Source organism: Pseudenterobacter timonensis, assembly GCF_900021175.1.
GTDB classification, from domain to species: Bacteria; Pseudomonadota; Gammaproteobacteria; order Enterobacterales; family Enterobacteriaceae; genus Enterobacter; species Enterobacter timonensis.
This window is the reverse complement of sequence record NZ_FCOP01000010.1, coordinates 451,452-464,104: the sequence shown is the minus strand read 5'-3', so window position 1 is coordinate 464,104 and position 12,653 is coordinate 451,452. Positions and strand designations below refer to the sequence as shown.

General features: G+C 58.7%; 9 protein-coding genes. 4 read left to right on the top strand and 5 right to left on the bottom strand.

The window, feature by feature from the left end; genetic code table 11:
- Window positions 1-122 precede the first annotated feature (122 nt).
- Both metC and BN3796_RS04645 read left to right on the top strand, forming a co-directional pair.
- The gene (gene metC / locus BN3796_RS04650; RefSeq protein ID WP_061707215.1) at window positions 123-1,310 is read left to right on the top strand and encodes a cystathionine beta-lyase; all 1,188 of its coding nucleotides are present in this window, start codon (window positions 123-125) and stop codon (window positions 1,308-1,310) included.
- Between the two features lie 169 nt (window positions 1,311-1,479).
- A complete protein-coding gene (locus BN3796_RS04645) occupies window positions 1,480-2,139 on the top strand; it encodes a DedA family protein (RefSeq protein ID WP_061707214.1) in 660 nt (219 codons plus the stop codon).
- Between the two features lie 46 nt (window positions 2,140-2,185).
- Here the strand turns inward: BN3796_RS04645 and BN3796_RS04640 are convergent, their stop codons facing one another.
- On the bottom strand, window positions 2,186-3,085 hold the full coding sequence (locus tag BN3796_RS04640) for an AraC family transcriptional regulator (protein ID WP_061707213.1): 900 nt from the start codon (window positions 3,083-3,085) through the stop codon (window positions 2,186-2,188).
- A 193-nt stretch (window positions 3,086-3,278) separates the two neighbouring features.
- Here BN3796_RS04640 and yqhD point away from each other — a divergent pair, with 193 nt between their 5' ends.
- On the top strand, window positions 3,279-4,442 hold the full coding sequence (gene yqhD / locus BN3796_RS04635) for an alcohol dehydrogenase (protein ID WP_061707212.1): 1,164 nt from the start codon (window positions 3,279-3,281) through the stop codon (window positions 4,440-4,442).
- 98 nt (window positions 4,443-4,540) lie between these two features.
- Entirely contained in the window at window positions 4,541-5,368 is an 828-nt protein-coding gene (gene dkgA, locus BN3796_RS04630) for a 2,5-didehydrogluconate reductase DkgA (protein WP_061707211.1), read from the top strand.
- A gap of 86 nt (window positions 5,369-5,454) precedes the next feature.
- Here the strand turns inward: dkgA and BN3796_RS04625 are convergent, their stop codons facing one another.
- From BN3796_RS04625 to parC, 4 genes are all read right to left on the bottom strand, one after another.
- Entirely contained in the window at window positions 5,455-7,629 is a 2,175-nt protein-coding gene (locus BN3796_RS04625) for a YgiQ family radical SAM protein (protein WP_061707210.1), read from the bottom strand.
- Between the two features lie 348 nt (window positions 7,630-7,977).
- Complete coding sequence (gene ftsP, locus BN3796_RS04620) at window positions 7,978-9,390, bottom strand: cell division protein FtsP (RefSeq protein WP_061707209.1); 1,413 nt, start codon at window positions 9,388-9,390, stop codon at window positions 7,978-7,980.
- Between the two features lie 55 nt (window positions 9,391-9,445).
- Window positions 9,446-10,183 (bottom strand): 1-acylglycerol-3-phosphate O-acyltransferase, encoded by a 738-nt coding sequence (plsC, locus tag BN3796_RS04615; protein WP_061707208.1) that lies wholly within the window; start codon window positions 10,181-10,183, stop codon window positions 9,446-9,448.
- A gap of 156 nt (window positions 10,184-10,339) precedes the next feature.
- On the bottom strand, window positions 10,340-12,598 hold the full coding sequence (gene parC, locus BN3796_RS04610; protein ID WP_061707207.1) for a DNA topoisomerase IV subunit A: 2,259 nt from the start codon (window positions 12,596-12,598) through the stop codon (window positions 10,340-10,342).
- Between the last annotated feature and the right edge of the window lie 55 nt (window positions 12,599-12,653).

The following is a 12,653-nucleotide window of genomic DNA, read 5'->3' as shown; positions in this document are numbered from 1 at the left end:
GGAAAAAATTTCTCCCCTCTCCTTTAATAAAATTTTCTGCTTATTCTGTAGACGCCAACGGACACACTTTTTCTTTCATGGTAGTCTGGACGTCCAGACGTATAAAAACAGGTTTCGCGGACATGACAGAGAAGCATCTTGATACCACGCTCGTCCAGGCCGGACGCAGCAAGAAGTATACGCAGGGCTCGGTAAACAGCGTTATTCAGCGCGCCTCCTCGCTGGTGTTCGATACCGTGGAGGCAAAAAAGCACGCCACCCGCAATCGCGCCAATGGCGAGCTCTTTTACGGACGTCGCGGTACGCTGACCCACTTTTCGCTCCAGGAAGCGATGTGCGAGCTGGAGGGCGGCGCAGGCTGCGCCCTCTTCCCCTGCGGCGCGGCGGCGGTAGCGAACACGATCCTCGCCTTTATCGAACAGGGCGATCATATTCTGATGACCAACACCGCCTATGAGCCGAGCCAGGATTTCTGTACCAAAATCCTCAGCAAGCTGGGGGTGACCACCGACTGGTTCGATCCGCTGATTGGCGCGGGCATTGCCGAACGTATCCAGCCAAACACCCGTATTGTTTTCCTGGAATCCCCTGGCTCCATCACCATGGAGGTTCACGACGTCCCGGCCATTGTGAAGGCGGTACGCAGCAAAGCGCCCGAGGCGATTATCATCATCGACAACACCTGGGCGGCGGGCGTGCTGTTTAAAGCGCTGGAATTTGGTGTCGATATCTCCATTCAGGCGGCGACTAAATATCTGATAGGCCACTCCGACGGCATGATCGGCACTGCGGTGGCAAACGCCCGTTGCTGGGAGCAGCTGCGCGAAAACGCCTATCTGATGGGACAGATGGTCGATGCCGATACCGCCTACATGACCAGCCGCGGTCTGCGTACGCTGGGCGTACGCCTGCGTCAGCATCATGAAAGCAGCCTGCGGGTGGCGCAATGGCTGGCGCAACATCCGCAGGTGGAGCGGGTTAACCATCCGGCGCTGCCGGGCAGTAAAGGGCATGAGTTCTGGCAGCGTGATTTTACCGGCAGCAGCGGCCTTTTCTCGTTTGTGCTGAAAAAGCGGCTGAATAACGAGGAGCTGGCGGCCTATCTCGACAACTTTACGCTCTTCAGCATGGCCTACTCCTGGGGCGGTTTTGAGTCTCTGATCCTGCCTAACCAGCCGGAGCAGATCGCCGCCCTGCGTCCCGGTGGCGAGGTGGATTTTAGCGGTACCCTGATTCGCCTGCACATTGGTTTAGAGAACGTTGACGATCTGATCGCGGATTTAGCGGCAGGCTTCGCGCGTATCGTGTAAAGTTAAGCGATCCGGCGAGAATTTATACATTACGCCCTGAAAAAGGGCGTTGTGTCACTTACCGTAACAAATCGCGGCAATTTGCCTGATTTGTTGCGTCGTCGATCAAGGTGTTCCGGGGAAATCAGGAGTACAATAAGTTCATACGAGCTGTACCACAGGAAAGTCCATGTCTGTCATTCAAGATATTATCGCTGCGCTCTGGCAACACGATTTTGCCGCGCTGGCGAATCCGCACGTTGTTGGCATTGTCTATTTTGTTATGTTTGCGACGTTATTTTTAGAAAACGGTTTGCTTCCGGCCTCCTTTTTGCCGGGCGATAGCCTGTTGTTGCTTGCCGGCGCGTTAATCGGCAAAGGCGTAATGGACTTCACCCCCACCCTGCTGCTGCTGACCTCCGCCGCCAGCCTCGGCTGCTGGCTGAGCTATTTGCAGGGCCGCTGGCTGGGTAATACGCGCGTCGTGAAGGGGTGGCTGGCGCAGCTCCCGCATAAGTACCACCAGCGAGCGACCTGTATGTTCGATCGCCACGGCCTGCTGGCGCTGCTCGCCGGGCGTTTCCTGGCCTTCGTTCGTACGCTGCTGCCTACCATGGCGGGCATCTCTGGCCTCTCTAACCGCCGTTTCCAGCTCTTTAACTGGCTGAGCGGGCTACTGTGGGTCGGAGTCGTTACCTCGCTGGGCTATGCGATTAACATGATCCCCTTTGTGAAGCACCATGAAGACCAGGTGATGACCTTTCTGATGGTCCTGCCGATGGTGCTGCTGGTCGCCGGTCTGGTGGGCGCCGTGGCCGTGGTGGTTAAGAAAAAGTATCACAACGCCTGATAATAACGCCGGGTGGCGCTGCGCTTACCCGGCCTGTTCTCTTCCCTTACGCCCCCTGCATCGTCCGGATGCGCGCGGCGTCCTCTCCCGGCGTCACGCCAAAGTAACGCTTAAACTCCCGACTGAACTGTGACGCGCTTTCATATCCCACGCGCATCGCCGCCGCGCTGGCCTTCATGCCGTCATGAATCATCAACATCCGCGCCTTGTGCAGCCGGTAGGTTTTCAGGTATTGCAGCGGCGAGGTGCTGGTTACCGATTTAAAATTATGGTGAAACGCCGATACGCTCATGTTGGCCTCAGCGGCGAGTTCGTCCACGCTCAGGTTTTGCGTGTAGTGGTTTTCAATACGCTTGAGCACGCGACTGATAAGGCTAAAGTGTGTCTGACGGCTAACCAGCGCCAGCAGCGCGCCGCCGCCCGGCCCCAGCAGCACGTGGTAGAGGATCTCGCGGATAATTTGCCTGCCGAGGATGCGCGCGTCCAGAGGACGCGTCATCACGTCAAAGAGCCGTTCAATGGCGCAGAGGATCTCATCCGACAGCGTGGCGGAGTTAATGCCGCTCGCCGCCAGCGCGGGCCGGAAAAGCTCATCTTCGCCAATCTCCATCAGCAGCTCCTGTAGCTGAAGAATGTCGACGTTCAGGCGCATCCCGGCCAGCGGCACCGCCTCGGTGGCGAAGGTTTCGCATTCGAAAGGCAGAGGAACGGTGAGGAGCAGATATTCGCTGGCGTCGTACCGAAAGACGCGCTCGTTGATATAGCCAATTTTGTGCCCGGAAAAGAGAAATACGATGCCGGGCTGGTACATCACCGGCGTGCGCGCTCCGGGCTGAGTGCCGTAGAGCAGGCGTACATCGGGCAGCCACTCGCTGGCACGATTTTCATTATTTTTTAAAAGCTTAACTTTTTCAGCAAGCTGCTGGCAGACGACATGGCGGTTCATTTTTCCCGGCTCCGGCTCTGGTTTCCGACGCTGACAGTCTGCTTAATTTTTTACAATTTCTCCAGCATGATGGAGAAATGGGCAAGAGATTGGCAGGAATGTGCATTGAGGGAAACAGGGGCGATGCCCACAATAAACGCTATCAGGCGACGATCCTCGCCGCCGCGTTTTTAATTCCGGAAGGGAACATGTCATGAATAATTTTACTCTCCACACCCCGACCCGCATTCTGTTTGGTAAAGGCGCCATCGCCGACCTGCGTGCGCAGATCCCGGCGGATGCCCGCGTGCTGATTACCTACGGCGGCGGCAGCGTAAAGAAAACCGGCGTGCTGGATCAGGTTTACCGCGCGCTGGAAGGGATGGACGTTCGTGAGTTTGGCGGCATCGAACCGAACCCCTCTTATGAAACGCTGATGAACGCGGTCGCTATCGCCCGCGATGAGAAGATCACCTTCCTGCTGGCGGTCGGCGGCGGTTCGGTGCTGGACGGCACCAAGTTTATCGCCGCCGCGGCGCATTACGCGGAAGGCCGCGATCCTTGGCATATCCTGCAGACCAGCGGCAGCGAGATCCAGAGCGCGATCCCGATGGGCTCGGTCCTGACCCTGCCCGCCACTGGCTCCGAATCCAATAAAGGCGCCGTGATCTCCCGCAGAACGACCGGCGATAAGCAGGCGTTCCACTCCGGGCACGTTCAGCCTCTCTTTGCGGTACTGGATCCGGTCTATACCTATACCCTGCCGCCGCGTCAGGTGGCGAACGGCGTGGTGGACGCCTTTGTTCACACCGTGGAGCAGTATGTGACTTATCCGGTCGACGGCAAAATTCAGGACCGTTTCGCGGAAGGCATTCTGCTGACGCTGGTGGAAGAAGGTCCGAAAGCGCTGCAAGAACCAGAAAATTACACCGTACGCGCTAACGTCATGTGGGCGGCGACCCAGGCGCTGAATGGACTGATTGGCGCAGGCGTGCCGCAGGACTGGGCGACCCATATGCTGGGCCACGAGCTGACGGCGATGCACGGTCTGGATCATGCCCAGACGCTGGCGGTGATCCTCCCTGCCCTGTGGAATGAGAAGCGTGACGCCAAGCGGGAAAAACTGCTGCAGTATGGCGAACGGGTCTGGAATATCACCAGCGGTACGGAAGAGGAGCGTATCGATGCGGCTATCGCTGCCACGCGCAACTTCTTCGAGCAGATGGGCGTGCCGACGCGTCTCTCCGGCTACGGCCTGGACGGCAGCTCCATCCCTGCCCTGCTGGCGAAGCTGGAAGAGCATGGCCTGACGCAGCTGGGCGAACATAAGGATATTACGCTGGAGGTCAGCCGCCGTATCTACGAAGCGGCGCGATAAACCTCTCTCTCCCACCTTTCGTTTTTTGGCATTTCGTCCAGAATTAATGCACACCACGTCACCGGGTTTCCCGGTGACGAGCACATGCAGGAGGAAAAATGGCAAACCAAACCGTAATCAAGCTTCAGGACGGCAACGTAATGCCCCAGCTGGGGCTCGGCGTATGGAAAGCCGGTAACGACGAGGTCGTCTCCGCCATTCATAAAGCGCTGGAAGTTGGCTATCGCTCGATTGATACCGCCGCCGCGTATAAAAACGAAGAGGGCGTCGGCAAGGCGCTCGCCAGCGCCGGCGTGGCGCGGGATGAACTCTTTATCACCACCAAACTGTGGAACGACGATCAGAAGCGTCCCCGGGAAGCGCTACAGGAGAGCCTGGAGAAGCTGCAACTCGATTTTGTCGATCTCTATCTGATGCACTGGCCTGTTCCGGCTATCGACCACTATGTTGATGCCTGGAAAGGGATGATAGCGCTTCAACAGGAGGGGCTGATTAAGAGCATCGGCGTCTGTAACTTCCAGGTTCACCACCTGCAACGGCTGATCGATGAGACGGGCGTAAGTCCGGTGATTAACCAGATTGAACTGCACCCCCTGATGCAGCAGCGCCAGCTCCACGCCTGGAACGCGACGCATAAGATCCAGACCGAGTCCTGGAGCCCGCTGGCGCAGGGCGGCGAAGGGGTGTTTAATCAGAAAATCATTCGCGACCTGGCGGATAAATATGGCAAGACCCCGGCGCAGATTGTCATCCGCTGGCACCTGGACTGCGGCCTGGTGGTCATCCCGAAATCGGTCACACCGTCGCGTATTGCCGAGAACTTTAACGTCTGGGATTTCCGTCTGGATAAAGATGAGCTGGGCGAGATTGCGAAACTGGACCAGGGCAAACGCCTGGGGCCAGACCCGGATCAGTTTGGCGGGTAATCCCCTCACCCTGCCCTCTCCCCGGAGGGGAGAGGGTTAGAGCTGTAGGCCCGGTAAGCGCAGTGCCACCGGGCATTGTTACAGGTTTAACCGATCTTACGTTTTACGTTCTTCTTCGTTCCCGTACCACCGTTCGAACGCTGATGCACAATCGGCGTGTGTTTGGTCAGCGCCGGACGCGTATGGCGATTCTGGCGGCGCGCTTCGCGCATCTCCTCGATGGTTGGCGCAGGCACCAGGCAGTCGCGACGCCCGCCTATCAGATGTTTTTTCCCCATCTCTTCCAGCGCCTGGCGGATCAGCGGCCAGTTAGCCGGATCGTGGTAGCGCAGCAGCGCTTTATGCAGACGACGCTGTTTATCCCCTTTCGGTACCACCACCTCTTCACTCTTATAGCCAATCTTACCCAGCGGGTTTTTGCCGGTGTAATACATGGTCGTGGAGTTAGCCAGCGGCGACGGATAGAAGTTCTGCACCTGGTCGAGACGGAAGCGGTGACGCTTCAGCCACAAAGCCAGGTTCACCATATCTTCGTCGCGGGTGCCCGGGTGCGCAGAGATAAAGTACGGGATCAGGTACTGCTCCTTGCCCGCCTGCTTCGAGTAGAGGTCAAACAGCTCCTTGAAGCGGTCATAGCTGCCCATCCCCGGCTTCATCATCTTCGACAGCGGCCCTTCCTCGGTATGTTCCGGCGCGATCTTCAGATACCCGCCCACATGGTGAGAGGCCAGCTCTTTGATATAGCGCGGATCTTCTACCGCAATGTCGTATCGCACACCGGAAGCGATAAGGATCTTTTTGATCCCCTTCAGATCGCGGGCGCGGCGGTAGAGATTGATCGTCGGCTCGTGGTTTGTGTCCATGTGCGGACAGATATCCGGATAGACGCACGACAGGCGGCGGCAGGTCTGCTCTGCGCGCGGCGATTTGCAGCGCAACATATACATATTGGCCGTCGGGCCGCCCAGATCGGAGATCACGCCGGTAAAGCCCGGCACCGTGTCGCGAATCGCTTCGATCTCGTTGATAATGGAGTCTTCGGAGCGGCTCTGGATGATGCGCCCTTCGTGCTCGGTAATGGAGCAGAAGGAGCAGCCGCCAAAGCAGCCGCGCATGATGTTAATGGAGAAGCGGATCATCTCGTAGGCCGGAATACGGCTCTTGCCGTAAGCCGGGTGCGGCACGCGCTTATAGGGCAGCGCGAATACGCTGTCCATCTCTTCGGTGGAGAGCGGAATGGCCGGCGGGTTGATCCAGATGTAGCGTTCGCCATGCTTTTGCATCAGCGCGCGGGCACAGCCAGGGTTGGTTTCGTGGTGCAGGATGCGTGACGCGTGGGCGTAGAGCACTTTATCCGCCTTCACCTTTTCGAATGACGGCAGCAGCACATAGGTTTTTTCCCACGGCTTCGGACGCGGCGGCTGGACGGTCACTGCTTTCGCTTCGGCCTTTTTCGGCGCGACCGGTTTGTTGTCCGCACAAGGCAGATCTTCCCCGTAAGGGTGTGGGATAGGATCGATTTTCCCCGGCGTATCCAGACGGGTAGAGTCAACGCCGCTCCAGCCCGGCAGCGCCTCTTTCACCATAATAGCGGTGTTACGCACGTCGCGAATGGCGGAGACCGGCTCGCCCTGCGCCAGACGATGGGCCACTTCCACCAGCGGACGCTCGCCATTGCCAAAAATCAGCATGTCAGCTTTGGAGTCCACCAGCACCGAGCGGCGTACAGTATCGGACCAGTAGTCATAGTGTGCGGTGCGGCGCAGGCTCGCCTCAATACCGCCCAAAATTACCGGCACATCTTTCCACGCCTCTTTACAGCGTTGGGTATAGACCAGCGTGGCTCTGTCGGGACGCTTGCCCGCCACGTTATCCGGGGTATAGGCATCGTCGTGGCGCAGCTTGCGGTCGGCGGTGTAGCGGTTGATCATGGAGTCCATATTCCCCGCCGTCACGCCGAAGAAGAGGTTCGGCTTGCCGAGGCGCATAAAGTCCTCTTTGCTGTTCCAGTCCGGCTGGGCGATGATCCCCACGCGAAAGCCCTGCGCTTCCAGCATACGGCCACAGATAGCCATGCCAAAGCTGGGGTGGTCGACATAGGCGTCTCCCGTCACCAGGATAATGTCGCAGCTGTCCCAGCCCAGCTGGTCCATCTCTTCGCGAGACATCGGCAGGAAAGGCGCCGGTCCAAAACAGGCCGCCCAGTACTGGGGCCAGGAGAAGAGGTCACGATCCGGCTGGATCAGGGAAATTGCGCTCATAATGCTTCCGAAGAAAAAATAGACAAAAGGAGCGGGATTATACGCTGGAACAATGTGGGAAATGAAGGAGTATTGTGCGGGTGATGATTCCCCTCACCCTAACCCTCTCCCCGGAGGGGAGAGGGAACCGTTCGGCGTACTCATTTCGCTCTCCCCCCTGGGAAGAGGCGGGCAGTTTCTCCTTCTCCCCTCCGGGGAGAGGGAACCGTTCGGCGTACTCATTTCGCTCTCCCCCCTGGGAAAGGGGCAGGCAGTTTCTCCCTCTCCCATTTCGCTCTCCCCCCTGGGAAAGGGGCAGGCAGTTTCTCCCTCTCCCCTTTGGGGAGAGGGCCGGGGTGAGGGGCAAAGTTATGGTGCCGGATTGACCAGCAGTTGCCCCACCGTACCGCGATCCGCCATCTCCAGCGTCTGGCTGTGGAACAGGAACGGGAAATGGGGCCATGAAGGCTGACCATAGTAGACCAGCAGTTCCACCTGGCCGTCGACCCAGACCGTATCTTTCCAGCCGCGATCTTCCGGGAATGGCATCGCGCCGTTGACGTTGCGGATGAGAAAGCTCACCCCTTCAATATGGAACGACTGCGGCATCTCCGCGCGTACCAGCCAGCGCTCCCAGGTACCCTGCTGCGCGGTGATATCAATACGGTTCACATCCCACAGCGCGCCGTTAATACCAGGATCGTCGCCGAGGCTGATGTCGCGGCTGCGCACCGGCGCGCCGGCCAGAATATCCTGCGGCAGCAGGCGCATCGGCAGGCTGTCGGTCACCAGCGGCAAAAGGCCTGTCGGGCGCAGGGTAAGCACCAGGGTCGATACGAGAATACTCGACGGCTCAAAGAAGCCGCGAATACGATCAACAATACCCGCCGCCTCGCCGCAGGTAATGGAGACTTCATCGCCGTTGGTCATATCCACCAGGATCTCACGCCGCTCGCCCGGCGCCAGCGCCAGCTGTTTTACCGAGACCGGAGCGGGCAGGAAGCCCTGATCGCCAGAGATGACGTGCAGCGCGCGTCCGTCGCTCATCTGCAGCTGATAGCGGCGGGAGTTAGAGGCGTTAAGCAGACGCAGGCGAACCCAGCCGCGCGATACCTCCACGTAGGGACTCTGGGCGCCGTTCACCAGCAGGGTATCGCCGACAAATCCGCCGCTGCCCGGCTCGCTGTACTCCGGCGTGCCGAAATTATCCAGACGCTTGTCCTGAATGATGACCGGAAAATCGTCCACCCCGTAGTGGTTAGGGATTGGCAGCGATTTACTCACCTCATCCTCCACCAGCCACATCCCCGCCAGGCCGTTATAGACCTGTTCGGCCATCCGGTTCGGCGTATTGGCGTGATACCAGAGGGTCGCCGCGCTCTGACGAATCGGCAGGACCGGCGCCCAGTCGGCGCTGGGCGACATCATACGCGCCGGACCGCCGATAAGCGGCCCCGGAACCTGCAGCCCGCTGATGGTCATCGCCACATTCTCCGCCAGGCGGTTGCTGTAGATAAGCTTGACGTCGTCGCCACTCCAGACGCGAATGGTCGGACCGAGATAACGCCCGTTCACCCCCCAGACCGACGCGCGCGTCCCCTGAGTAAAGGTCCAGTGGCTACGCTGCAGGGTCATGAACAGCGGCTGGCCGCGACGGGATTCCAGCAGCGGAGGGATGGGCAGCGGCTGCTGCTGCCCGGCGGCGCTGGCAGTCAGCGGAACCGCGCCAGCACAGAGGGCGATCCCGGATGCCTGAATAAACTGACGCCGACTGAGTGACATATATTCTCCATGTATAAACCCATAACGCGGGGATCCATTTCCCCCTGGCGACGGCTTAAAGCTTGCCGGCCGCCTCTCGCTCTGCGACTTCTTTATCAAGCGCTTCGATTTTGTTCATCATCAGTTCACGGCAGTGGGCCGCCAGTTCACGAACCTGATCTTTGCCATACATGCTGATATCCACCGGCGGCAGCATCTCTACGATCACCAGACCGTTCTTCAGGCGGTTAAGATTAATCTTATTCGAAGTATTGGAAACACACACGGGAATAATCGGCACGCCTGCGGCAATGGCGGCATGGAAGGCCCCGGTTTTAAACGGCAGCAGACCGCGACCGCGGCTGCGCGTCCCTTCCGGGAACATCCAGATGGAGATGCGGCGTTTTTTGAAGTGATTCACTACTTCCGCGATAGTACCGTGCGCCTTGGTGCGGTTGTTACGATCGATCAGCAGGTTACCGGTGAGCCAATAAAGCTGACCGAAAAAAGGGATCCACAGCAGGCTTTTTTTACCCACCGTCACGGTCGGCGGCTGAACAATGTTGGACGCGGTCACCATATCGTAGTTGTTCTGATGATTGGCGATATAGATAGCGTTGCCAAACTGCTCCGCCCCTTCCGGCAGGCGTGTTTCCACTTTCAGGCCCAGCAGCGGCGCCATGCGACCAAACATATGGCCGAAAGTGGCGACATGCTTTGGATTACGCGGGCTAAACAGACAATAAATCGACCCGAAAATGCAGACCAGTAAACTGTAGATTACAACGAGAATAAGTCGAACAATGAATAGCATAGAGACCTCTGAAGCCCTGACAGCTGACAATTATACTTCACCTGTGGCCAGGTAAGGACTTTATTACGAGCGCGTATTGTTAAACGCAACGCGCCAATTAACAATGACTTCACAGGAAATTTTATAAAATCCCCTCCAGAACGGAGGGGATGCAGGTTACGCTTCGCTATCGGCGGCTTTGCCGCGGTCTGGCGAGTCGATCTCCACGCGATCGATGCGTTGCAGGCCGCGCATCAGCGAACCGCGGCGTCCGCGTTCGCCCACTACCTTCTGCAGCTCTTCCGGGCGCAGCTTGATTTTGCGTTTGCCCACGTGCAGGGTCAGGGTGCTTTGCGGCGGCAGGATGAAGAGATGCGCCAGGCCATCTTCGCCTTTTGCCGCGTCCGCCGCGCTGATGTTGATGATCTTGTTACCCTTACCTTTCGAAAGCTGCGGCAGGTCGCTGACCGGGAACATCAACATACGCCCGGCGGCGGTGATCGCCAGCAGCATATCGCTCTCGTTCTCCACCACCAGCGGCGGCATCACGTGCGCGTTATCCGGCAGGGTGATCATCGCCTTGCCCGCACGGTTGCGCGAGATAAGATCGTTAAAGGTACAGATAAAGCCATACCCGGCGTCGGAGGCGAGCAGCAGCTTCTGGTCGTCATTCTCCATCAGCATATGCTCCACCGTCGCGCCCGGCGGCAGCGTCACCTTGCCGGTCAGCGGCTCGCCCTGCCCGCGCGCCGACGGCAGCGTGATCGGGTCGACGGCGTAGCTGCGCCCGGTCGTGTCGATAAAGGCGACCGGCTGGTTGCTCTTACCTTTCACCGCCGACTTAAAGCTATCGCCCGCCTTGTAGCTTAGCCCCTGGGCGTCGATATCGTGCCCCTTGGCGCTACGCACCCAGCCGCCCTGGGAGAGCACAATGGTGACCGGCTCTGACGGCAGCATATCGTGCTCGTTCATCGCCTTCGCCTCTTCGCGCTCCTGCAGCGGTGAACGGCGGTCGTCGCCATAGGCGTCGGCATCCGCCTGCAGCTCTTTCTTGAGCAGGGTATTCATCTTGCGTTCAGAGGCGAGGATCGCCTGAATCTGGTCGCGCTCTTTCTCCAGCTCTTTCTGTTCACCGCGGATCTTCACCTCTTCCAGTTTGGCGAGATGGCGCAGCTTCAGCTCCAGAATCGCTTCGGCCTGGGTTTCGCTGATGCCGAAACGCGACATCAGCACCGGCTTCGGCTCATCCTCGGTACGAATGATGTGGATCACATCGTCGATATTGAGGAACGCGACCAGCAAACCTTCGAGGATGTGTAACCGCTTGAGCACTTTCTCCAGGCGGTAGTTCAGGCGACGACGCACGGTGTCGCGGCGGAACGCCAGCCATTCGGTGAGGATCTCCAGCAGGTTTTTCACCGCCGGACGGCCATCCAGCCCAATCATGTTCAGGTTGATGCGGTAGCTCTTTTCCAGATCGGTGGTGGCGAAGAGGTGATTCATCACCTGATCCATGTCCACGCGGTTGGAGCGCGGCACAATCACCAGACGGGTCGGGTTCTCGTGGTCGGACTCATCACGCAGGTCATCTACCATCGGCAGCTTTTTATTGCGCATCTGGCTGGCGATCTGCTCCAGCACGCGGGCGCCGGAAACCTGGTGCGGCAGGGCGGTAATCACCACCGCGCCATCCTCTTTCTTCCAGACGGCGCGCATACGCACGGAGCCGCGGCCGTTCTCGTAGATTTTGCGGATCTCCGCGCGCGAGGTGATGATCTCCGCCTCGGTCGGGTAGTCCGGCCCCTGCACGATATCCAGCAGTTCGTCGAGGGTGGTTTTCGGCTGTTCAATCAGCTTCATCGCCGCCTGCGCCACTTCGCGCAGGTTATGCGGCGGAATGTCAGTCGCCATCCCTACCGCGATTCCGGTGGTGCCGTTCAGCAGAATGTTCGGCAGGCGCGCGGGCAGCATCTTCGGCTCCTGGAGCGTGCCGTCAAAGTTTGGCACCCACTCCACGGTCCCCTGCCCCAGTTCGCCCAGCAGCACTTCAGCATATTTAGAGAGGCGCGATTCGGTGTAACGCATCGCGGCGAACGATTTCGGATCGTCCGGCGCCCCCCAGTTCCCCTGGCCATCCACCAGCGGATAGCGGTAGGAGAATGGCTGCGCCATCAGCACCATCGCTTCATAACAGGCGCTGTCACCGTGCGGGTGATATTTACCGAGCACGTCGCCCACGGTACGGGCGGATTTTTTAAACTTGGCGCTGGCGCTGAGCCCCAGCTCGGACATTGCGTAAACAATGCGCCGCTGCACCGGTTTCAGGCCATCACCGATAAACGGCAACGCCCTGTCCATGATGACGTACATGGAATAGTTCAGGTAGGCGTTTTCCGTGAATTCATGTAGCGCGAGGCGCTCTGCCATATCGCTCATTAAGTGTGATTCCTCAACTCAGAAACCTGTTTATTGCAGGCAATATTGCCGCAGA